We start from the raw sequence: 20,458 nt of genomic DNA, 5'->3' as shown, positions 1-20,458 counted from the left end.
GAGAGTTCCGCCGGCCCGCCTACAGCACCAGGGACAGCAGCAGGACGAAGACGATGCCGACCACCGAGATGATGGTCTCCATCACCGACCAGGTCTTGACGGTCTGACCGACGGTCATCCCGAAGTACTCCTTCACCAGCCAGAACCCGGCGTCGTTCACATGGCTGAAGAAGAGCGAACCGGCGCCGATCGCCAGCACCAGGAGGGCCGTCTCGCTCGTGCCCATGCCCTCGGCGAGCGGGGCCACCAGGCCGGCGGCGGAGATCGTCGCCACCGTCGCCGAGCCGGTCGCGAGACGGATCGCCACCGCGATCAGCCAGCCGAGCAGCAGGGCGGGGATGGACCAGTTCTCGGAGAAGTCCAGGATCATCCGGCCCACGCCGACGTCGATCAGGGTCTGCTTGAAGCCGCCGCCCGCGCCGACGATCAGCAGCACGCCGGCGATCGGCGCGAGGGACTTCTCGACGGTCGTGGAGAGCCGCTGCCGGGTGAGGCCGGCCGCCCGGCCCAGCGTGAACATTCCGACGAGGACGGCCGCGAGCAGGGCGATCAGCGGCGAGCCGATGACGTCGGTGACCTTCTGCACCGGGTGGTCCGGGTCGTTCACGACGATGTCGACCAGCGCCTTGACCAGCATCAGGGCGACGGGCAGCAGCACGGTGCAGACCGTGGCGACGAAACCGGGACGCTTCTCCAGGTCCTCCGAGGGACGGCTGGGGATCATGTTCTCGGGAGCGGGGATGTCCACCCAGCGGGCGGCGTACCGCGAGAAGAGCGGACCGGCGATGATCACGGTGGGTATGGCGACCAGCACGCCCAGGGCGAGCGTGACGCCGAGGTCGGCGCCGAGCGCGTCGATGGCGACCAGCGGGCCGGGGTGCGGCGGGATCAGCCCGTGCATCACCGACAGGCCGGCCAGTGCCGGGACGCCGATCCGCATGAGCGAGTAGTTGCCGCGCTTGGCGACCAGCAGGACCACCGGGATCAGCAGCACGATGCCGACCTCGAAGAAGAGCGGCAGGCCGATGACGGAGGCGATGAGCACCATCGCCCACGGCATGGCCCGGCCGCTCGCCTTGGCGAGGATCGTGTCGACGATCTGGTCCGCGCCGCCGGAGTCGGCGAGCAGCTTGCCGAGGATCGCGCCGAGCGCGATCAGCACCCCCACGCCGGCGACGGTCTTACCGAGGCCCGAGGTGAAGGAGTCCATGGTCGCCGCGAGCGGCGCCCCGGCGAAGGCGCCCAGGGCCAGCGAGCCGATGGTCAGCGCCAGGAAGGCGTGCAGCTTGAACGTGGTGATGAGCAGGACGATGACGGCGATGCCCGCGAGCACGGCGATGCCGAGCTGGGTGTTGCCGGCCGAGGTGATCGGCTCGACGGCGTCCGCTGCCAGCGTCTCGACGCTGAGACTGGTCACGGTGGTTCCTTAGGGGACGGGGGGCGGGGGGACGTGCGCGCGGCACGGGGGAGTGTTCCGGGGACGCGCGGTGCCCGGTGTACGGGGAGGGGGTGCGCGGGCGGGATTGCCGGCCCGGCGTCAGCCGGTGATCCGGCGCAGCACCGTCACGGCGCGCGCGGCGATCTCCCGGGGGGAGCCGGAGACGTCGACGGCGACCCCGGCCTCGTCGTCGCCGAGCGGCTGCAGGGTGGCGAACTGCGAGTCGAGCAGCGCGGTCGGCATGAAGTGCCCCTTGCGCTCGGCCATCCGCCTCTCGATCAGCTCGCGGTCGCCGGTCAGATGGAGGAAGACCGCGCCCGGGGCGGCCGCGCGCAGCCGGTCGCGGTAGATCCGCTTCAGCGCGGAGCTGCTCACCACACCGCCCCGTCCGGCTCTGTCGTGCGCCCAGCGTCCGATCGCGTCGAGCCAGGGACCGCGGTCCTCGTCGTCCAGCGGGACGCCGGCGGACATCTTGGCGACGTTCGCCGCCGGGTGGAAGTCGTCGCCCTCGGCGTACGGGACGCCGAGCGCCTCGGCGACCAGCGGACCGATGGTGGTCTTGCCGGTCCCCGCGACGCCCATCACGACGACGACCGGAGGTGCCGTCAGGGGGGTGCTGCTCATGCGTGGTGCCTCGCTGTCTTCTTCGACATCGATTCCGTCGCGCTTATGAAACCCATTGGGTACGACGTATTCAAGAGGCTGTGACATAAAAGTCATACTTTTCGATCGGTGATCGCCCCGCCGCATAGGCTGACCCCATGACGACACCGGCCACGGGGCTCCACTCGCACGTGCTGGCCACGCTGGGCCTCGCGATCACCGCGGGGGAGTACCCGCCCGGCAGCGTGCTGCGCACCGACGAGCTGGCGCAGCGCTTCGACGTCTCCCGGACCGTGGTCCGCGAGGTCGTGCGCGTCCTGGAGTCCATGCACCTGGTCGAGTCCCGGCGGCGCGTCGGCGTGACCGTCCTGCCGACCGCCCGGTGGAACGTCTACGACCCCCAGGTCATCCGCTGGCGCCTGGCCGGCGCCGACCGCCCCCGCCAGCTGCGCTCGCTCACCGTCCTGCGCTCCGCCGTGGAGCCGGTAGCGGCCGGCCTCGCGGCCCTCCACGCCACCCCCGCGCAGTGCCGCGAGCTGACCGAGCAGGCGCTCGGCATGGTCGCCACCTCGCGCGGCCGGCAGCTGGAGGCCTACCTCGTCCACGACGTCGCCTTCCACCGGGTCGTCCTGGAAGCCTCCGGCAACGAGATGTTCGCCCGTCTCGGCGACGTGGTCGCCGAGGTGCTCACCGGACGCACCCACCACCAGGTGATGTTCGAGGACCCGGACCCGGCCGCCGTCACCCTCCACGTCCAGGTCGCCGAGGCGGTACGGGAGCGGGACGCGGCCCGCGCCGAGGAGCTGACCCGCCAGATCGCCGTCGGCGCCCTCAAGGAACTGGACGTCCTCGCGCCGTGACCGCGGACGCCCCGCCCCGCGAAGGGGAGCAACCGCCCGTTCCCGCCCCGTACACCCCCGCGCAAGCTCAGAAGTAGCTCAAAAATGGGCGTTCAGTGACATTGGCCACTGTCAGGAGCCCCGTCTTGCCGTGACGATGTGCGCTGGCCGCGCCGTGGACGACCTCCACGCGCGCGTGGCCGGGTACCGCACAGACCCTCCCCCTCACGAAGGCGAACAACTCCATGAGTGACCGCATCTCCCCTGCGGCCGACACGCTGTCCGCCACACCCCCGGCGGCCCGGCCCTCCGGGGCCGGGGCATCCCCCCACGTCGACGCCGGTGACGCCGGGTACCGCAAGGACCTGAAGTCCCGGCACATCAACATGATCGCCATCGGCGGCGCCATCGGGACCGGCCTGTTCCTCGGCGCCGGCGGCCGCATGGCCAACGCCGGGCCGTCCCTCTTCATCGCCTACGCCGTCTGCGGCGTCTTCGCCTTCTTCGTGGTGCGGGCCCTCGGCGAGCTGGTCCTCTACCGCCCCTCCTCCGGAGCCTTCGTCTCCTACGCCCGTGAGTTCATGGGCGAGAAGGGCGCCTACACCGCCGGCTGGCTCTACTTCCTGAACTGGTCGACCACCGCGATCGCGGACATCACCGCGGCCGCCACCTACGCCCACTTCTGGGCCATGTTCAGCGACGTCCCGCAGTGGATCCTGGCGCTGATCGCCCTCGCGGTCGTCCTCGCGGCGAACCTCATCTCGGTGAAGTACTTCGGCGAGATGGAGTTCTGGTTCGCGATCATCAAGGTCGGCGCCCTCGTGGCCTTCATGCTGATCGGCATCTTCCTGGTGGCGACCTCGCACGAGGTCGGCGGCCACACCCCGGGCCTGTCCACCATCACGGACAACGGCGGAATCTTCCCCAGCGGCGTCATGCCGATGCTTCTGCTGATCCAGGGTGTCGTCTTCGCGTACGCCTCCGTCGAGCTGTGCGGCGTCGCCGCCGGCGAGACCGAGAACCCCGAGAAGATCATGCCCCGGGCGATCAACTCGATCATGTGGCGCGTCGGCCTCTTCTACGTCGGTTCGGTCGTCCTCCTCGCGCTGCTCCTGCCGTACACCGCCTACTCCGGCGACCAGAGCCCCTTCGTCACCGTCTTCGACAAGCTGGGCATCCCCGGCGCCGCCGGTGTGATGAACCTGGTCGTCCTCACCGCCGCGCTCTCCAGCCTGAACTCCGGCCTCTACTCGACCGGCCGGATCCTGCGCTCCATGTCGCTTTCCGGCTCCGCGCCCAAGTTCACCGGCGTCATGAACAAGGGCGGCGTGCCCTACGGCGGCATCCTGCTCACCGCCGGCTTCGGCGTCCTCGGCGTCGTGCTCAACTACGTGATGCCCGGCGACGCCTTCGAACTGGTGCTGAACTTCGCCTCCATCGGCATCATCGGCACCTGGGCCATGATCATGGTCTGCTCGCTGCTCTTCTGGCACCGCTCCAAGGACGGCCGGGTCACCCGCCCCGGCTACCAGCTGCCCTGGGCGCCTTACACCCAGCTCGTCACGCTGGTCTTCCTCGGCTCCGTCCTGGTCCTGATGTGGATGGACGGCGGCATCAGCCGCACCACCGTGAACTGCCTCCCGCTGATCGGGCTCCTGCTCGTCGGCGGCTGGTTCCTGGTCCGGGGACGCGTCCGCGCGACCGCGGCGTCCCACAAGGACTGACCTCCGTATGGACACACGGAGAATCGGCGAGGCCCCCGCGGGCACGATCTGCGGGGGTCTCGCCGTTTGTCAGGAGATAGTGGTAGCCAAGAGGCTTACCGAGGAAGGGAAGTGCACGATGGCGCAGCAGGTCCAGGGGGTCGTCGCCCCCGGCCGGAACGAGCCCGTACGGGTGGAGACGATCGTCATCCCCGATCCCGGCCCCGGCGAGGCCGTGGTGCGGATCCAGGCCTGCGGGGTCTGCCACACCGACCTCCACTACAAGCAGGGCGGCATCAACGACGACTTCCCCTTCCTCCTCGGCCACGAGGCCGCGGGCGTCGTGGAATCGGTCGGAGCGGGCGTCACCGAGGTGGCCCCCGGCGACTTCGTGATCCTCAACTGGCGCGCGGTGTGCGGCGCCTGCCGGGCCTGTCTGCGCGGCCGCCCGCAGTACTGCTTCGACACCCACAACGCCCGGCAGAAGATGACGCTCGCCGACGGCACGGAGCTCTCCCCGGCCCTCGGCATCGGCGCCTTCGCCGAGAAGACCCTCGTCGCCGCCGGACAGTGCACCAAGGTCGACCCGTCCGTCGCCCCCGAGGTCGCCGGACTCCTCGGCTGCGGGGTCATGGCCGGCATCGGCGCCGCCATCAACACCGGGAACGTCGGCCGCGGCGACACCGTCGCCGTCATCGGCTGCGGCGGCGTCGGCGACGCGGCGGTCGTGGGCTCCCGCCTCGCCGGAGCGGCGAGGATCATCGCCGTCGACATCGACGACCGGAAGCTGGAGACCGCCCGCTCGATGGGCGCCACCCACACGGTCAACTCCCGCTCCACCGACCCCGTCGAGGCCGTCCGCGAGCTCACCGGCGGCTTCGGCGCCGACGTCGTCATCGAGGCCGTCGGCCACCCCGAGACGTACAAGCAGGCGTTCTACGCCCGCGACCTCGCGGGCACCGTCGTCCTCGTCGGCGTCCCCACCCCCGAGATGCGGCTCGACCTCCCGCTCCTGGACGTCTTCGGCCGCGGCGGCGCGCTCAAGTCCTCCTGGTACGGCGACTGCCTGCCCTCCCGCGACTTCCCGATGCTCGTCGACCTGCACCGGCAGGGCCGCATCGACCTGGGCGCGTTCGTCACCGAGACCATCGGCCTCGGCGACGTCGAGAAGGCCTTCGCCCGCATGCACGAGGGCGACGTCCTGCGCTCGGTGGTGGTGCTCTGATGGCCACCCGCATCGACCACCTGGTCACCTCCGGCACCTTCTCGCTCGACGGCGGCACCTGGGACGTCGACAACAACGTCTGGATCGTCGGGGACGACACGGAGGCGATCGTCATCGACGCCGCCCACGACGCCCAGGCCATCCTCGCCGCCCTCGACGGCCGCACCCTCCGCGCGATCGTCTGCACCCACGCGCACAACGACCACATCGACGCCGCCCCGGCCCTCGCCGCCGCCACCGGCGCCCGGATCCTGCTCCACCCGGACGACCAGCCGCTGTGGAAGCAGACCCACCCCGACCACACCCCCGACGGCGAGCTCGCCGACGGTCGGACCCTGACCATCGCCGGCACCGACCTGAAGGTCCTGCACACCCCCGGGCACGCCCCCGGAGCGGTCTGCCTGTACGCCCCCGACCTGCACACCGTCTTCACCGGCGACACCCTCTTCCAGGGCGGCCCGGGCGCGACGGGACGGTCCTTCTCCGACTTCCCCACCATCGTCGACTCGATCCGCGACCGCCTCCTCACCCTTCCCCCGGAGACGGTGGTACGGACCGGGCACGGCGACACCACGACCATCGGCGCCGAAGCCCCGCACCTGGAGGAGTGGATCAGCCGGGGCCACTGAGGCCACCGAGCCCGGCGAGGGTCAGCCGGCTCTCGAACCGCAGCTCGACGCCCGAGACCGGGTCGGTGAACTCCAGCGTCCGCGCCAGCAGTTGCAGCGGCCGCGTGAAGTCCTCCGGCCCGTCCGCACGCACCACCGGGTAGAGCGGATCGTGCAGGATCGGCAGCCCCAGGGCGTTCATGTGCACCCGCAGCTGATGGGTGCGCCCGGTGGCCGGCAGCAGCCGGTAGCGGCCGCACCCGCCCCTGCGCTCCACCAGCTCGATCCGGCTCTCGCTGTTCGGCTCGCCCGGCTCCTCCCGGGCGGCCATCACCCCGCGCTCCTTCACGATCCGGCTCCGCACCGTCACCGGCAGGGCGACCGCCGGATCGTACGGCGCCACCGCCTCGTACTCCTTGCGCACGCACCGGTCCCGGAACAGCGTCTGGTACGCGCCCCGGTCCCCGGGTCGCACGACGAAGAGGACCAGGCCGGCCGTGAGCCGGTCGAGCCGGTGAGCGGGCTGGAGCTCCGGGAGTCCCAGGTCACGGCGCAGCCGCGCCAGCGCCGTCTCGGTCACATGCCGGCCGCGGGGCATCGTCGCCAGGAAGTGCGGCTTGTCGGCCACCACGATCCGCTCGTCCCGGTACCCCACCCCGACCTCGGACGGCACCGGCTCCTCCGCCGGGAAGTCCCGGTGGAACCAGACGCACAGGCCCGCGGCGTACGGCTCCCGCCCGGTCACCGGGCCGTCCGACGCCACGAAACGGCCGTCCCGGAGCATCCTCTCGACGCGGCCGGGGCCGATCGCGCCCCCGAAGCGGTCCCGCAGATGATCGCCGACGGTGGCCCAGCGGCCGTCAGGATCCACCGGCAGCCGCACCCGCGCCGGATCGATGCCCTCCCGCTGCGGCAACGGCGCCGCGGGAATCCTCGTTCTGCGTCTCACCGGTCCCACCGCCGTAACGAGAAAGACCCCACATGATGTGGGGTCTTTCGCTGGTGTCCGAGGGGGGACTTGAACCCCCACGCCCGATAAAGGGCACTAGCACCTCAAGCTAGCGCGTCTGCCATTCCGCCACCCGGACAAGGTGTCTGTCTTTCCGGCCGCTGGGCCGTTCCGACGTGGAAAACCATAGCAAACATTCGGAGTGGCCGATCACCACCCCTTCCGGGCGCGGAGCGCGTACGGAGCGTGTGACGGGCGCGTGTCCGTCGGGGGCCGCCCTTGGGTGCCCGGGGCCGGGCGCGGGAGGATGAGGGGGACCACCAGCAACCATGTGGGGCACGTAGTGGGAGGAAGCAGCGTGAGCGAGTCGAACACGGCCCGGAGTGGGAACGGCGTGACCGCCGAGAACGAGGTCGTCGACCTCTGTCGCGACCTCATCCGCATCGACACCAGCAACTACGGCGACCACTCCGGCCCGGGCGAACGGGCCGCGGCGGAGTACATCGCCGAGAAGCTCGCGGAGGTCGGTCTCGAGCCGAAGATCATCGAGTCGCACAAGGGGCGGGCCTCCACCGTCGCCCGGATCGAGGGTGAGGACCCGTCCCGGCCGGCCCTCCTCATCCACGGCCACACCGACGTGGTGCCGGCCAACGCGGACGACTGGACGCACCACCCCTTCTCCGGCGAGATCGCCGACGGCTGTGTCTGGGGCCGGGGCGCCGTCGACATGAAGGACATGGACGCGATGACCCTCGCGGTCGTGCGGGACCGGATGCGCAGCGGCCGCAAGCCGCCGCGCGACATCGTCCTCGCGTTCCTGGCCGACGAGGAGGCCGGCGGCACCTACGGCGCCCGCCACCTGGTCGACCACCACCGGGACCTCTTCGACGGGGTGACCGAGGCCATCGGCGAGGTCGGCGGCTTCTCCTTCACCGTCAACGAGAACCTGCGGCTCTACCTCGTCGAGACGGCCCAGAAGGGCATGCACTGGATGCGGCTGACCGTCGAGGGCACGGCCGGGCACGGCTCGATGACCAACAACGACAACGCCATCACCGAGCTGTGCGAGGCCGTCGGCCGCCTGGGCCGCCACCGGTGGCCGGTGAGGATGACGAAGACCGTACGGTCCTTCCTGGACGAGCTGTCGGACGCGCTCGGCACCCCGCTCGACCCCGAGGACATGGAGGCCACGCTCGCGAAGCTGGGCGGCATCGCCAAGATGATCGGCGCCACCCTGCGCAACTCCGCCGCCCCGACCATGCTCGGCGCCGGGTACAAGGTCAACGTCATCCCGGGGCAGGCCACCGCGCACGTCGACGGGCGGTTCCTGCCCGGTTACGAGGAGGAGTTCCTGGCCGACCTGGACCGGATCCTCGGCCCCCGCGTGCGGCGCGAGGACGTCCACGGCGACAAGGCCCTGGAGACCAGCTTCGACGGCGACCTCGTCGACGCCATGCAGCTGGCCCTCAAGGCGGAGGACCCGATCGCCCGGGCCGTGCCGTACATGCTCTCCGGCGGCACCGACGCCAAGTCCTTCGACGACCTCGGCATCCGCTGCTTCGGCTTCGCGCCGCTCAAGCTGCCGCCGGAGCTGGACTTCGCCGGCATGTTCCACGGCGTCGACGAGCGCGTCCCGGTCGACGGCCTCACCTTCGGGGCCAGGGTCCTCGACCGGTTCATCGACGCCTCGTGACCGAGATGGCCGGATCGACATGGCTCGAACGTCATTCGGCCGCTCGTGCTAACTGACCGGAAAGGGTGAATGCGCTCATAGGCTCGTAGCCCCAATGGGTCCTCCTCGTTACAGGTGGTGCGGTCCGCGGTTGGGATCGCATTGCCAACAAGGAGGAATAATGATCAAGAAGGTCGTCGCTGCTGCGGCTGCCACGGGCGGTCTCGTTCTCGCGGGTGCGGGCATGGCCGTTGCCGACTCGGGTGCCCAGGGTGCCGCCATCGGTTCCCCCGGTCTGCTCTCGGGCAACGTCGTCCAGGTGCCGGTTCACGTCCCGGTGAACGTGTGCGGCAACACGGTCTCCGTGATCGGGCTGCTGAACCCCGCCTTCGGCAACACCTGCGTCAACGCCTGACGTTGAGCCTCGACCCCCAGAGGGTCTGAGCCCCAGGCCGGCCCCGGAGTGCGTGCCATGCACTCCGGGGCCGGTGGGCATTTCCGGCCCCGGGCGCGATGCCCGGGGGCCTCTTGTCAGTCGAGCAGGCAGAAGCCGAAAAGGCAGGGAAGAACCTATGCGACAGGTCACGCGCAAAGGCCTCATCACCGTTGCGGCCGCGGGCGGGGTCATCGCCCTCGGCGGCGGTTACGCGCACGCGGATTCCGGTGCGAGCGGTACGGCCTCCAATTCCCCGGGCATCGCGTCCGGCAATTCCGTCCAGGTGCCGGTGCACGCTCCGGTGAACATCTGCGGGAACACCGTCAGCGTCGTCGGGCTGATCAATCCGACGTTCGGCAATTCGTGCGCCAACGTCTCCAAGCCCGGCCCGACGGGCCGCCACCGCGGCGCCTCGGCCGAGGGCGGCGCCGCCAACTCACCCGGGATCGCCTCCGGCAACGTCGTGCAGGCTCCGATCCACGTCCCCGTGAACGTCTGCGGGAACAGCATCACGGGCATCGGCGCCATCAACCCGTCGTTCGGCAACGAGTGCGGCAACGGCATCGAGCCGACGCACCCGGGTCACCCCGGCGAGCCGGGTAACCCGGGGGAGCCGGGCAACCCCGGGAACCCCGGAAACCCGAACAACCCGGGAAACCCCGGAAACCCGAACAACCCGGGAAACCCCGGAAACCCGGACAACCCCGGGACGCCGGGGAACCCGGGTGACGACGGCGGGCCCGCCGGTCCCGGCGCCCCACAGTGGCCGAACACGCCCGGTACGCAGACCGTCACGCAGCCGGGTGCCACGGAGGAGCTCGCGGAGACCGGGTCCGGCCCGCTCGGGCTGATCGTCCCGGCCGGCGCCGCCCTGCTCCTCGCCGGCTCCGTGATCTACCGCCGCGCCCGCCAGGCCGCCTAGCGAGTGCCCGGGAAGGGGCGGCGTCCGCCCGAAGGGCGAGACTTTCCGGACACGTCCCAGGCAGTCGCAGCCCAGGCGAGATGTTCCGTACGGCCGAGGTGGCCGTAGGGAACGAGGGGGCCCCGCACGGCGGGGCCCCTTGTCATGTCACCAGGTGGCGCGGACCTGACGGATGATGCGCCGCCGCAGCCGTACCCTGCGACTGCCGTCGCGGTGCAGGCTCAGACGGTCCAACTCCCAGTGTCCGTACTCGGCATGGTCGGTCAACAGCCGCGTCGCCTCCTTGCGGGAGACGCCACGCGGCACGTACACGTCGACAAATTCGTATTCCGGCATCGCATCTATTGTGCGGGCACGGGCCCGCTACGGATAGCGTGCGTGTCATGTCTGATGCTGCGCAGCCCACCGCTGCCGAGGTACGTGCCGCCGCCGAGGCGGTCAAAGCCGCACTGGACCGTCACCTCGCGGCGGTCGAACGCCGCACGGGGGACGACGACCCGGCCGTCTACGAAGCCTTCAACGCCCTCGCCGCGGCGGCCGAGGCCTATGACGAGCGGCTCTACGACCGGTACGACGAGGTCACCCCCTTCGAGATCCCAGGCGCCGACGACTCCCTGCCGCCGTATGCCGGGCCCGAGGAGCCGCACGCCTTGAGCGTGCTGATCCGGCGCGACTACGCCGTGGTGGAGCCGCAGCGGCTGATCGCGCAGGCTCAGCGCATCGCCGACCTGGAGAGCGAGGAGGAGGGCTCGGCGATGCCCTCCGTGGTCGCGGCGGGGACCCACGCGGCGCTGGGGCTGCTCTTCGGCGAGTTCGAGCCGGACGAAATCGCCTCACGGCACAAGGAGTTCGGCCTGGAGGAGGGCGACTCCACCCTGTGGGTGTCGGCCGCCGAGGACCTGCCGGAACCGGGGGACTGGCTGAGCGCCCCCTTCGAGCACGCCGATCCCGAGCGGATCGTCTGTCGCTTCGACGTCAGCGCGGTCTTCGACGACGAACCGGACGACGACCTGAGGCACCAGAAGGCCTGAGGCACCCGCGAGAGGGCGGACCACCCGGCGCGGGTGGTCCGCCCTTCGCCGTTGCGGGGGCCGGAACCGTCGGAGCCCGTTCCGGGGGCGTGCCCCTGGGAGGCCGTCCGGTGGCGGGGGACCGGCGGGCGCCGCCTACTCTCCGGCGTCGGCCAGCAGGGCCTCGAGGAGCGGCCGGAGGCGGGTCGTCCGGTCCGGCGGGACGCCCTCGGCGACCGCCCTCGGCAGGGCTTGGTCCACGCCGTGGACGACCGACAGATGCCGCTCGGCGCGACCGAAGGCGGTGTAGACCCAGGCCCGGCTCAGCCCCTGGGCCGCGTCGCCCGGCAGGACCACGACAGCGGCGGGCCAGCGCGAGCCGGCCGCCTGGTGCGCGGTGAGCGCCCAGCCGTGCCGAAGCGCCGATTCCACCCGCTCCTTCGGCACGACGAGGCTCTCGCCGCTCTCCGACTTCATACGCAGCCCCTCCGCGTCAGCCGAGACGACCGTGCCCGCGACCGTCCGGCCCGGAGCCGGCGCATAGGCCACCCGGTCACCCGGGTCGAATCCGCCGAAGCGCCCGGGGCCCGGGTTGAGCCGCTGCTTCAGGGCCGCGTTCAGCGCACGGGTCCCCGCCGACCCGCCGTGGCCCACCGTGATCACCTGCGTCTCCTCGGACGGCACCCCGATCGCCCGCGGAACGGAGTCGGCGACCAGCTGCACCGTCCGGTGCACCGCCTCGCCCGCGTCCCGGACGGGGACGATCACGACCTCCTTGCCCGGGGCCTCGACCTGCAGGAGCTCGCCGATGCCGATGCCCGAGACCAGCTCGCCGAGGGGGCCGGGATCGGGGACCCGGGAGGCGACCTGCGGGCATACGCGGGACGCCAGCACATCGGGGAACACCCTGCCGGCGCCCGCACCGCCGAGGACGCCCGGGTCGCCGCTGAGAATCAGCCGGCAGCCGTCCCTGAGGGACTCCACCAGCATCGCGCCGCTCTCGACGTCCAGCTGCGGAGCGTCCAGGACGACGAGCAGGTCCAGGGCGAGCGCGCCCTCCTCGTCGCGCCCGGGCCCCGCCTCCCCCGACAGCAGGGCGGCGACGGTGACCGCGTCGCCGCCGAGGCGATGACGGCCGTTCTCGCTGTGCGTGGCCACCGCGGCGCGCAGCCCCCGCTCGCGGGCCGCACCGGCGAGTGCGACGGCCTCGGCGCGGGACGCCTCGCCGCCGGTGTGCAGGACCAGACCGTGCGCCCCGGCGGCGCGGACCAGGTCCGGTCCCTCCCAGACCTCTCCGGAGACGGTCCGGACCAGCCGGGCCAGACCGTCGGCGAGGCTTTCCTCGGCGAGGGCGTACCGGTCGAGTCCCAGCATTACGGGCACGGGGGCGCCCGGCGTCTCCTCGGGCGCCCCCGGCTCCCCCTCGTCCTGCACCTCCTCGTCGGCGTGCGCCGACTCCGGCTCCTCCTCCTGGAAGACGAGGACCGCGCCCTCGAAGATCGCCTCCTGGACCGCTCCGTCCGGGTCGGGCAGGGACAGCTTCGCCAGCTCGGCCTTGACGTGACCGGCCTCCAGGGCCGTGTGGCCCTGGGTCGCGGCGCGTTCGAGCAGCCAGACGACGAGGGCGACGGCCCGCCGGGAGTCGCCGGGACCGCACTCCGCGCCGAGCAGGGCGCGTGCGAAGCCGTCGGCGTGCTCGGGGCGCACGCCGGGCACCGAGAGCAGCCGCCAGGGGTCGTCGAGCAACGCCTGCGGGGCGCTCTCGCCGAGCACGGCGGCGACCTGTCCGGCGAGAGTCTCGGGGGCCCCGCCCCGGGTCAGGACCTCCCGCACGGCCGCGACGGTCTCGGGGGCGGCCGCCGACTCCCCGGGCGCCGGGCGCGCGGGTGCGGCCGCCGGGGCCGGCGTGGACGGGGCGACGGGGGAGGGGCGCCGGGGAGCGGGCTCCGATTCCTCGAAGAAGGCGGGGCCCGAGGTCGTCCCGCTCTCCACGGCGCGCACGGCGGCGAGCAGGTCGGCTGCCTTGCCGCTGAGCTTCGTGCCCGCGGCGATCGGCGCGTCCTTCTCCGCCTTGCGCTGCTCGATCCGGGCCCGCAGCTCCCGCTGCGCGGCCAGTTCGGCCTGCGCCTCGGAGACCTCGGCCGCCTTCGCCGCGGCCTCCGCCTCCGCCTCGGCGGAATCCCCGACGGCCCCGGCCCCGACGGCATCGGCCCCGCCGGCTGGCTCGGCCTCGTGAGCGGGCTGGACCGCGTCGGCCCCATCGCCGGACTCGGTGCCCGGTTCGGTCCCGTCGGCCTCGTCGGCGGGGTCCGTGTCCCGGTCCGCCGTCGCCGGCATGTCCGTCGCACCGTCCGTCGTGCCGTCCGCCGCCCCGTCCGCCACGACATCCGCGGCGGACGTCCCCGCGAGGGCGTCGTCGTTCTCGCCCGGCACGGGCTCGGCGGCCTCGGGAGGGGTCTCCCGGGAAGGCTCGGTCACAGGGTGCTCCAGTCCTGGTCCGGATAGCGGTGCACGGGCGCCGACACGTCGTCGAGAGCCCGGCAGATCTCGTCAGGAAGACTAAGGGTCTCCACCGACAACGCCGCCGCGAGCTGGTGCGCGTTGCGCGCGCCGACGATCGGGGCGGTCACCCCCGGGCGGTCCCGCACCCACGCGAGGGCCACCTGCAACGGCGTCGCCGCGAGCCCGTCCGCGGCCGTCGCGACCGCGTCCACGATCCTGCGCGCCGGATCGTCCAGATACGGCTCCACGAACGGGGCCATCGTCTCCGAGCCGCCCCGGGAGTCCGTGGGCGTGCCGTGGCGGTACTTCCCCGTCAGGACCCCGCGCCCCAGAGGCGAGGACGGCAGCAGGCCTATCCCCAGATCGAGGGCCGCCGGCAGCACCTCCCGCTCGACGCCCCGCTGCAGCAGCGAGTACTCCATCTGGGTCGCCGCGAGACGGGTCCTGGCCGCGCCCGAGGCGCCGAGCTGCCAGGTGCCCGCCTTCGCCAGCTGCCAGCCGCAGAAGTTCGACACCCCGACGTAGCGGGCCCGGCCGCTGCTCACCGCGATGTCGAGGGCCTGGAGGGACTCCTCCAGAGGGGTGTGGGGGTCGAAGGCGTGGAGCTGCCACAGATCGACGTGGTCGGTGCCCAGCCGCTCCAGTGAGGCGTCGAGCGCCGCCAGGAGATGACCGCGCGAGCCGTCCATCCGCCGGTCCGGGTCGGGGACGCTGCCGGCCTTCGTGGAGATGACCAGATCCCGGCGCGGGACCAGCCGCTCTATGAGCTGCCCGAGCAGGTACTCCGCCTCGCCGCCGCCGTACACGTCCGCGGTGTCGACCAGCGTGCCGCCCGCGTCCCAGAACGCCTTCAACTGGTCGGCGGCGTCGTGCTCGTCGGTGTCCCGGCCCCACGTGAGGGTGCCGAGCCCGATCCGGGACACGCGCAGGCCGGTACGTCCGAGATGCCTCTGCTCCATGGGCGCGAGATTACTGGCCATGGCCCCACGCGGAGAGAGCCTGTGGACAACCTCCTCCTGACGGATCCCGCGCCCGCGCGCTAGAGTCCGCCACAAGGGACGTTACTGATCAGTAAAGAGGGAGCGGTCATGAGGCTCGGCATCAACCTCGGCTACTGGGGCGCCGGTATGGACGGCGACAATCTCGCCGTGGCCCAGGAGGCGGACCGCCTCGGCTACGACGTCTGCTGGGCCGCCGAGGCGTACGGCTCCGACGCCCCCACCGTGCTCTCCTGGGTGGCGGCCAAGACCGAACGGATCGACGTCGGCTCCGCCATCATGCAGATCCCGGCGCGGCAGCCGGCCATGACGGCGATGACCGCCGCCACCCTCGACTCGCTCTCCGGCGGCCGTTTCCGGCTCGGCCTCGGCGTGTCGGGCCCCCAGGTCTCGGAGGGCTGGTACGGCGTCAAGTTCGACAAGCCGCTGGCCCGCACCCGCGAGTACGTCGAGATCGTCCGCAAGGCGATGACCCGCGAGCGGCTCAGCTACGAGGGCGAGCACTGGACGCTGCCGCTCCCGGACGGCCCGGGCAAGCCCATCAAGCTCACCGTCCACCCGCAGCGGGAGCACATCCCGCTCTACATCGCCGCGATCGGCCCCAAGAACCTGGAGCAGACGGGCGAGATCGCCGACGGCGCGCTGCTGATCTTCCCCTCCGCCGAGCACCTGGAGGACACCGCGCTGCGCCATCTGCGCGCGGGCCGTGAGAAGGCGGGGCTGACGATGGAGGGCTTCGACGTCCATCCCACCCTGCCGCTGGCCCTCGGGGACGACATCGACGCCCTGGCCGACCTCTTCCGCCCGTACACCGCGCTGTACGTCGGAGGCATGGGCAGCCGCAAGCAGAACTTCTACAACCAGCTTGCCCAGCGCATGGGCTACGAGAAGCAGGCCGCCGAGATCCAGGACAAGTACCTGGCCGGCGACAAGACGGGCGCCGCGGCCGCCGTGCCGCGGCAGCTGATCGACCAGACCACCCTCCTCGGCTCGGTCGAGCGCATCGCGGACCGGATGAAGGCCTACGCCGCCGCCGGAGTCACCACCCTGACCCTCGCCCCGGCCGGCTTCACCCTGGACGAGCGGGTGGCGGCCCTGCGGGCGGGAACCGAGGCCCTGGAACTGGCGGGCCTGGCGTAGTCCCCGGAGCGGCGCGTCTCGCGCCGGCCGGTCCCGGAAGTCTGCGGCCGTGGTGGGGGCTCGGGGGGTCTTCCCCGCCACGGCCGTCACGGAGCACAACGCTCCACCGAGCGGCGGGTTACGGACGCGGGACTCCGTCTTTCGGCCGAGTCCCGCGGGCCCTCGTGTTGCCCGACCCGCCCCGGCGCACTTGACTCGTGGTCTGCGGACGTGCGGCGTGCGGCCGCCCGCATGGAGGTGGCAGCAATGCTCACGGCCAAGGGCCTGTTCCAGGAGATCATCGACAACGACGAGGCCTTCCGGCTCTTCTGCTCCATCGCCGCCAGCGGCGAGGCGCAGGGAGGCTGGGAGAACGGCCGGATCGCGGCGCTCGTCCCCCCGGGCATGCGCGAGCTGGCCCCCAAGATCACCCGGCACGGTGCCGACGAGGACAAGCACGGCCGGATCTTCCACGCCCTGCTGCGCAAACGCGGTCTGGACCCCGTGCCGGTGCCGCCGGAGACCGACTACACGATGCTGCTCGAACGGAACGGCATCGGCCTCCCCCACGACAAGCTGCGTCGCGAGGAGCCCCTGAGCGAGCGGGACATCATCGTCTACCTCTCCCACAGCCGGGTCACCGAACAGCGGGCCGCCGACCAGATGGACATGCTGGTCACCTACTTCGGGAACCACCCCGAACTGGGCAAGGCCATCCACATGATCTGCGACGACGAGGAGAACCACCTCGCGTACTGCCACGAGGAGCTGCTCCGCCTCGCGTACGCGGGGCACGGCCGCCTCATCCACCGGACCCTGCGCGAGTCCGCCCTGTCCGAGATCAAGATCTACCGGGACGTCAGCCTCGCCGTGATGGGGCACATGGGCCGCATCCTGAAGTGGCCCGCGGTCAAGTCCGCGGCCCTCGTCGCCGGCATCCACGGCATGTACGCGTACGAGCGCGTCGGCGGCTGGCACAAGATGGTGAACCTCGCGATGCCCGAACGGCGCGACGCGCTGGGCGGTCCGCCGGTACCCGCCCCGGCCTTCTGACCCCCCGGTCTTCCGGCCGCCCGTGCCCCGGGCGGTCGTGCGCCGGGGCCGGTTCTACAGCCAGCCCCGGCGCTTGAACTGCCGGTGCAGGCCGAACACGGCGCCCGCCATCAGCAGGATCACCAGCGGATACGACCCCGCCCAGCGCAGCTCGGGCATGTGGTCGAAGTTCATGCCGTAGATCCCCGCCACCATGGTGGGGACCGCGGCCATGGCCGCCCAGGCCGAGATCTTCCGCATGTCGTCGTTCTGGCGCACGCCCATCTGCGCCAGATGCGCCGACAGCACGTCCGAGAGCAGCCGGTCGAGCGCCTCCACCTGGTCGTTGGCCCGGATGAGGTGGTCGCTCACGTCCCGGAAGAACGGCTTCGCGTCCTCGCTCACGAACGGCACGGTCCCCGCCGCCAGCCGCTCCATCGGCCCCGCCAGGGGACCGCCCGCCCGGCGGAACTCCAGCACCTGGCGCTTGGCGGTGTAGATCCGCTCCGCGGTGTTCGCCCCGGTGCCGCCGGTCGGCGCGAACACGTCCGCCTCCAGCTCCTCCAGGTCGACCTGGAGCTCGCCCGCCACCTCGATGTAGTGGTCCACGACCGCGTCGCTGATCGCGTACAGCACGGCCGTCGGACCCTGCCGGAGCACGTCCGGCTCGGCCTCCAGACGGCGTCGTACGGCAGCGAGCGGCGCCCCCTCGCCGTGCCGGACGGTCACCACGAACGAGTCGCCGATGAAGACCATCAGCTCCCCCGTGCTGACCCGGTCGCTCTCGGGCTCGTACAGCACGGGCTTGAGGACGACGAACAGCGAGTCGTCGTACACCTCCAGCTTGGGCCGCTGATGGGCCTTCAGGGCGTCCTCGACCGCGAGCGGGTGCAGCGTGAACTCGGCCGTGACGTGATCGAACTCATGGGCGGTCGGCTCGTGGAGGCCCACCCACAGGAAGGCGTCACCGGACGCGCGGGCCTCCTCGAGGGCGTCCGACAGATCGGCCGGCCCGTCGGCACGAGCACCGCACTTGTAGAGGGCAGAGTCGACGATCACGCGGAGTATTCTCCCCCCTCGACGGCCCGCCCGCACGCGTGCGACGCCTTCGGCACCCGCCGCTCCTCCACGCGCGCGTGCCCCGCTCCTTCGTCCCGGCGCTCACCCACGTGCGCCACACCGCCTACGCTTGCCGCCATGGCCACGCTGATCCTCGTCCGCCACGGACGCTCCACCGCCAACACCTCCGGAGTCCTCGCCGGGCGGACGCCCGGGGTAGCGCTCGACGAGCGGGGAGCCGCCCAGGCCGCCGCGCTGCCCGGCCGGCTGGCCGGAGTGCCGCTCGCGGCCGTCGTCAGCAGCCCGTTGCAGCGCTGCCGCGAGACCGTACGGCCGCTCCTCGACGCCCGGCCCGGCCTTCCGCTGCACACCGAGGAGCGGATCAACGAGTGCGACTACGGCGACTGGTCCGGCCGCAAGCTCGCCGAACTCACCGACGACCCCCTGATGGAGGTCGTCCAGGCACACGCCTCCGCGGCGGCCTTCCCGGGCGGAGAGTCGATGCGGGCCATGCAGACGCGGGCCGTGGAAGCCGTACGCGACTGGAACGCGCGCGTCGAGGCCGAGCACGGGGAGGACGCGGTCTACGCCATGTGCTCGCACGGCGACATCATCAAGTCGGTCGTCGCCGACGCGCTCGGCATGCACCTCGACCTCTTCCAGCGGATCCATGTCGACCCGTGTTCCCTCACCGTGATCCGCTACACGCGGCTCCGCCCCTTCGTCGTACGCCTCGGCGACACCGGCGACTTCGCCGCGCTCACCCCCCGCGACAGCGGCGACGGCCGGGACTCCGGCGGGACCGCTGAGGTCGGTGGCGGTGCGGGCGCACCGTGATCCATCCGCGCAGTAGGGTGGACAGGCCGCTGTAGGCCTCCGAACGGCGGGCCTCCAACCGTCGAGACGCAAGGGAGACAGGGACGTGTCCCGTCAGGTGTTCCTCTACGACCCACCGGAGCGTTTCGTGGCCGGCACGGTCGGGCTGCCTGGCCGCCGTACGTTCTTCCTGCAGGCGTCCGGGGCCGGCCGGGTCACCAGCGTGGCCCTGGAGAAGACCCAGGTGGCGGCTCTCGCCGAACGCATCGACGAACTGCTCGACGAGGTGGTGCGCCGCACCGGGGGCAACGCCCCGGTCCCGGCCGTCGCCCCCGCCGACATCGCCGACACCGCTCCTCTGGACGCCCCCGTCGAGGAGGAGTTCCGCGTCGGCACCATGGCGCTGGCCTGGGACGGCGAGGAACAGCGCATGATCGTCGAGGCCCAGGCGCTCGTCGAACTCGAGGCCGAGACCGACGAGGACCTCGCCGAGGCCGAGGAACGCCTGCTCCAGGACGAGGAGAACGGCCCGCCGATGCTGCGGGTCAGACTCACCGGAGCCCAGGCCAGAGCCTTCGCCAAGCGCGCCCTCGACGTGGTCAACGCCGGCCGTCCGCCCTGCCCCCTGTGCAGCCTTCCGCTCGACCCCGAAGGGCACGTGTGCCCTCGCCAGAACGGTTACCGGCGCGGAGCATGACGGACGTGCCGAGCCTGCCGACCGCGCCGACCCTGCCGGTCATCGAGCTGCTCACCCGGGGGGAACTCACCGTCCGCGGCCAGGTCCGCGAGGCGTCCAACGCCGTGCTCCTCTGCTCCGTCACGCACGACGGCGAGGAGGCCGCCTGCGTCTACAAGCCGGTCGCCGGCGAGCGCCCGCTGTGGGACTTCCCCGACGGCACCCTCGCCCAGCGGGAGGTGGCCGCCTACGAGCTCTCCGAGGCCACCGGCTGGGGGCTCGTACCGCCCACCGTGCTGCGCGACGGACCGTACGGCCAGGGCATGGTCCAGCTCTGGATCGAGGCGGACCCCTCGGCGACCCTTCTCGCGCTCACCGAGGACGAGGAGGCCGGCGAGGGCTGGAAGGCCGTCGGCCCCGCCCAGGTCGGGGAGGACCGCACCGCGCTCCTCGTGCACGCCGACAGCCCCGACCTGCGCCGCCTCGCTGTCCTGGACGCCGTCATCAACAACGGCGACCGCAAGGGCGGCCATCTGCTGCCCGCCCCGGACGGGCGTCTGTACGCCATCGACCACGGCGTCACCTTCAACGCGGAGGACAAGCTCCGCACCCTGCTGTGGGGCTGGGCGGGGGAGGAGCTGCCCGCCGAGGCCACCGAGATGCTGGACCGGCTCGACCGCTCCCTCGCCCCGGGCTCCCCCCTCGCCACCCGCCTGGCCCAGCTGCTCACCGAGACCGAGGTGCGCGCCCTGCGCATGCGTGTCACTGCCCTGCGGGCGAGCGGCCGGCATCCCGAGCCGTCGGGACGGTGGCCCGCCATCCCCTGGCCACCGGTCTGACCGGTCGGATCC

At 72.1% G+C, this 20,458-nt stretch carries 20 protein-coding genes and 1 tRNA gene; 13 read left to right on the top strand and 8 right to left on the bottom strand.

Annotation, left to right across the window (positions count from 1 at the left end; translation table 11 throughout):
* Positions 1-19: 19 nt before the first annotated feature.
* Together AB0K65_RS22415 and AB0K65_RS22410 are read right to left on the bottom strand one after the other, a co-directional pair.
* Positions 20-1,417 (bottom strand): gluconate:H+ symporter, encoded by a 1,398-nt coding sequence (locus AB0K65_RS22415; RefSeq protein ID WP_365719156.1) that lies wholly within the window; start codon positions 1,415-1,417, stop codon positions 20-22.
* A 120-nt stretch (positions 1,418-1,537) separates the two neighbouring features.
* Positions 1,538-2,062: a gluconokinase gene (locus AB0K65_RS22410; protein WP_365719153.1), complete on the bottom strand. Its 525-nt coding sequence runs from the start codon at positions 2,060-2,062 to the stop codon at positions 1,538-1,540.
* Positions 2,063-2,199: 137 nt separating this feature from the next.
* On the opposite strand from AB0K65_RS22410, the gene AB0K65_RS22405 reads away from it, so the two are divergent.
* From AB0K65_RS22405 to AB0K65_RS22390, 4 genes are all read left to right on the top strand, one after another.
* On the top strand, positions 2,200-2,901 hold the full coding sequence (locus tag AB0K65_RS22405) for an FCD domain-containing protein (RefSeq protein ID WP_365719150.1): 702 nt from the start codon (positions 2,200-2,202) through the stop codon (positions 2,899-2,901).
* Positions 2,902-3,125: 224 nt separating this feature from the next.
* Positions 3,126-4,604, top strand: coding sequence for an amino acid permease (locus AB0K65_RS22400; protein ID WP_365719148.1), 1,479 nt, complete (start codon positions 3,126-3,128; stop codon positions 4,602-4,604).
* A 118-nt stretch (positions 4,605-4,722) separates the two neighbouring features.
* Complete coding sequence (locus tag AB0K65_RS22395) at positions 4,723-5,808, top strand: S-(hydroxymethyl)mycothiol dehydrogenase (RefSeq protein ID WP_365719273.1); 1,086 nt, start codon at positions 4,723-4,725, stop codon at positions 5,806-5,808.
* Positions 5,808-6,437: an MBL fold metallo-hydrolase gene (locus AB0K65_RS22390; protein WP_365719146.1), complete on the top strand. Its 630-nt coding sequence runs from the start codon at positions 5,808-5,810 to the stop codon at positions 6,435-6,437. Before AB0K65_RS22395 ends, AB0K65_RS22390 begins: the two co-directional genes overlap by 1 nt.
* Here AB0K65_RS22390 and AB0K65_RS22385 read toward each other — a convergent pair.
* On the bottom strand, positions 6,421-7,365 hold the full coding sequence (locus AB0K65_RS22385; protein ID WP_365719144.1) for a pseudouridine synthase: 945 nt from the start codon (positions 7,363-7,365) through the stop codon (positions 6,421-6,423). The genes AB0K65_RS22390 and AB0K65_RS22385 overlap by 17 nt on opposite strands.
* A 51-nt stretch (positions 7,366-7,416) precedes the next feature.
* Positions 7,417-7,504, bottom strand: a tRNA-Leu gene (locus tag AB0K65_RS22380).
* A gap of 219 nt (positions 7,505-7,723) precedes the next feature.
* On the opposite strand from AB0K65_RS22380, the gene AB0K65_RS22375 reads away from it, so the two are divergent.
* The 3 genes from AB0K65_RS22375 (at position 7,724) to AB0K65_RS22365 (ending at position 10,395) form a co-directional block, all read left to right on the top strand.
* Positions 7,724-9,058 (top strand): M20/M25/M40 family metallo-hydrolase, encoded by a 1,335-nt coding sequence (locus AB0K65_RS22375; RefSeq protein WP_365719142.1) that lies wholly within the window; start codon positions 7,724-7,726, stop codon positions 9,056-9,058.
* Positions 9,059-9,218: 160 nt separating this feature from the next.
* A complete protein-coding gene (gene chpH, locus AB0K65_RS22370) occupies positions 9,219-9,452 on the top strand; it encodes a chaplin ChpH (RefSeq protein ID WP_365719140.1) in 234 nt (77 codons plus the stop codon).
* Positions 9,453-9,609: 157 nt separating this feature from the next.
* A complete protein-coding gene (locus AB0K65_RS22365) occupies positions 9,610-10,395 on the top strand; it encodes a chaplin (protein WP_365719139.1) in 786 nt (261 codons plus the stop codon).
* Positions 10,396-10,542: 147 nt separating this feature from the next.
* Here the strand turns inward: AB0K65_RS22365 and AB0K65_RS22360 are convergent, their stop codons facing one another.
* Positions 10,543-10,731 carry a DUF5703 family protein gene (locus tag AB0K65_RS22360; protein ID WP_005319466.1) on the bottom strand — a complete coding sequence of 63 codons (189 nt, stop codon included), beginning with the start codon at positions 10,729-10,731 and terminating at the stop codon, positions 10,543-10,545.
* 47 nt (positions 10,732-10,778) lie between these two features.
* Between AB0K65_RS22360 and AB0K65_RS22355 the strand changes: the two genes are divergently transcribed.
* On the top strand, positions 10,779-11,426 hold the full coding sequence (locus AB0K65_RS22355) for a hypothetical protein (protein ID WP_365719137.1): 648 nt from the start codon (positions 10,779-10,781) through the stop codon (positions 11,424-11,426).
* 135 nt (positions 11,427-11,561) lie between these two features.
* On the opposite strand, the gene AB0K65_RS22350 is transcribed toward AB0K65_RS22355, so the two are convergent.
* Together AB0K65_RS22350 and AB0K65_RS22345 are read right to left on the bottom strand one after the other, a co-directional pair.
* Positions 11,562-13,883: a helix-hairpin-helix domain-containing protein gene (locus tag AB0K65_RS22350; protein WP_365719135.1), complete on the bottom strand. Its 2,322-nt coding sequence runs from the start codon at positions 13,881-13,883 to the stop codon at positions 11,562-11,564.
* Positions 13,880-14,866 (bottom strand): aldo/keto reductase, encoded by a 987-nt coding sequence (locus AB0K65_RS22345; RefSeq protein ID WP_365719133.1) that lies wholly within the window; start codon positions 14,864-14,866, stop codon positions 13,880-13,882. Before AB0K65_RS22345 ends, AB0K65_RS22350 begins: the two co-directional genes overlap by 4 nt.
* A 129-nt stretch (positions 14,867-14,995) precedes the next feature.
* On the opposite strand from AB0K65_RS22345, the gene AB0K65_RS22340 reads away from it, so the two are divergent.
* Positions 14,996-16,045: an LLM class F420-dependent oxidoreductase gene (locus AB0K65_RS22340; RefSeq protein WP_365719131.1), complete on the top strand. Its 1,050-nt coding sequence runs from the start codon at positions 14,996-14,998 to the stop codon at positions 16,043-16,045.
* Between the two features lie 246 nt (positions 16,046-16,291).
* A complete protein-coding gene (locus AB0K65_RS22335) occupies positions 16,292-17,077 on the top strand; it encodes a ferritin-like domain-containing protein (RefSeq protein WP_365719129.1) in 786 nt (261 codons plus the stop codon).
* Between the two features lie 54 nt (positions 17,078-17,131).
* Here the strand turns inward: AB0K65_RS22335 and AB0K65_RS22330 are convergent, their stop codons facing one another.
* The gene (locus AB0K65_RS22330; RefSeq protein WP_365719271.1) at positions 17,132-18,124 is read right to left on the bottom strand and encodes a magnesium and cobalt transport protein CorA; all 993 of its coding nucleotides are present in this window, start codon (positions 18,122-18,124) and stop codon (positions 17,132-17,134) included.
* A 129-nt stretch (positions 18,125-18,253) separates the two neighbouring features.
* Between AB0K65_RS22330 and AB0K65_RS22325 the strand changes: the two genes are divergently transcribed.
* The 3 genes from AB0K65_RS22325 (at position 18,254) to AB0K65_RS22315 (ending at position 20,446) form a co-directional block, all read left to right on the top strand.
* Positions 18,254-18,952, top strand: coding sequence for a histidine phosphatase family protein (locus AB0K65_RS22325; protein ID WP_365719127.1), 699 nt, complete (start codon positions 18,254-18,256; stop codon positions 18,950-18,952).
* Positions 18,953-19,037: 85 nt separating this feature from the next.
* A complete protein-coding gene (locus tag AB0K65_RS22320; RefSeq protein WP_365719125.1) occupies positions 19,038-19,628 on the top strand; it encodes a DUF3090 domain-containing protein in 591 nt (196 codons plus the stop codon).
* A complete protein-coding gene (locus tag AB0K65_RS22315; protein ID WP_365719123.1) occupies positions 19,625-20,446 on the top strand; it encodes an SCO1664 family protein in 822 nt (273 codons plus the stop codon). The genes AB0K65_RS22320 and AB0K65_RS22315 overlap by 4 nt, the downstream gene beginning before the upstream one ends.
* The last annotated feature ends 12 nt before the right edge of the window (positions 20,447-20,458 follow it).

This window comes from Streptomyces sp. NPDC053755 (assembly GCF_040677675.1).
In the GTDB taxonomy this organism is placed as follows: Bacteria; Actinomycetota; Actinomycetes; order Streptomycetales; family Streptomycetaceae; genus Streptomyces.
The sequence above is the reverse complement of the archived record's forward strand: the minus strand, read 5'-3'. Positions and strand labels throughout refer to the sequence as shown.

Excerpts from the sequence above, each read along its gene's own strand:
- AB0K65_RS22355 (WP_365719137.1), top strand. The coding sequence starts at position 10,779 with ATGTCTGATGCTGCGCAGCCCACCGCTGCCGAGGTACGTGCCGCCGCC.
- AB0K65_RS22360 (WP_005319466.1), bottom strand. The coding sequence starts at position 10,731 with ATGCCGGAATACGAATTTGTCGACGTGTACGTGCCGCGTGGCGTCTCC.
- AB0K65_RS22335 (WP_365719129.1), top strand. The coding sequence starts at position 16,292 with ATGCTCACGGCCAAGGGCCTGTTCCAGGAGATCATCGACAACGACGAG.
- AB0K65_RS22390 (WP_365719146.1), top strand. The coding sequence starts at position 5,808 with ATGGCCACCCGCATCGACCACCTGGTCACCTCCGGCACCTTCTCGCTC.
- AB0K65_RS22395 (WP_365719273.1), top strand. The coding sequence starts at position 4,723 with ATGGCGCAGCAGGTCCAGGGGGTCGTCGCCCCCGGCCGGAACGAGCCC.
- AB0K65_RS22325 (WP_365719127.1), top strand. The coding sequence starts at position 18,254 with ATGGCCACGCTGATCCTCGTCCGCCACGGACGCTCCACCGCCAACACC.
- AB0K65_RS22405 (WP_365719150.1), top strand. The coding sequence starts at position 2,200 with ATGACGACACCGGCCACGGGGCTCCACTCGCACGTGCTGGCCACGCTG.
- AB0K65_RS22345 (WP_365719133.1), bottom strand. The coding sequence starts at position 14,866 with ATGGAGCAGAGGCATCTCGGACGTACCGGCCTGCGCGTGTCCCGGATC.
- chpH (WP_365719140.1), top strand. The coding sequence starts at position 9,219 with ATGATCAAGAAGGTCGTCGCTGCTGCGGCTGCCACGGGCGGTCTCGTT.
- AB0K65_RS22400 (WP_365719148.1), top strand. The coding sequence starts at position 3,126 with ATGAGTGACCGCATCTCCCCTGCGGCCGACACGCTGTCCGCCACACCC.
- AB0K65_RS22315 (WP_365719123.1), top strand. The coding sequence starts at position 19,625 with ATGACGGACGTGCCGAGCCTGCCGACCGCGCCGACCCTGCCGGTCATC.
- AB0K65_RS22340 (WP_365719131.1), top strand. The coding sequence starts at position 14,996 with ATGAGGCTCGGCATCAACCTCGGCTACTGGGGCGCCGGTATGGACGGC.
- AB0K65_RS22410 (WP_365719153.1), bottom strand. The coding sequence starts at position 2,062 with ATGAGCAGCACCCCCCTGACGGCACCTCCGGTCGTCGTCGTGATGGGC.
- AB0K65_RS22365 (WP_365719139.1), top strand. The coding sequence starts at position 9,610 with ATGCGACAGGTCACGCGCAAAGGCCTCATCACCGTTGCGGCCGCGGGC.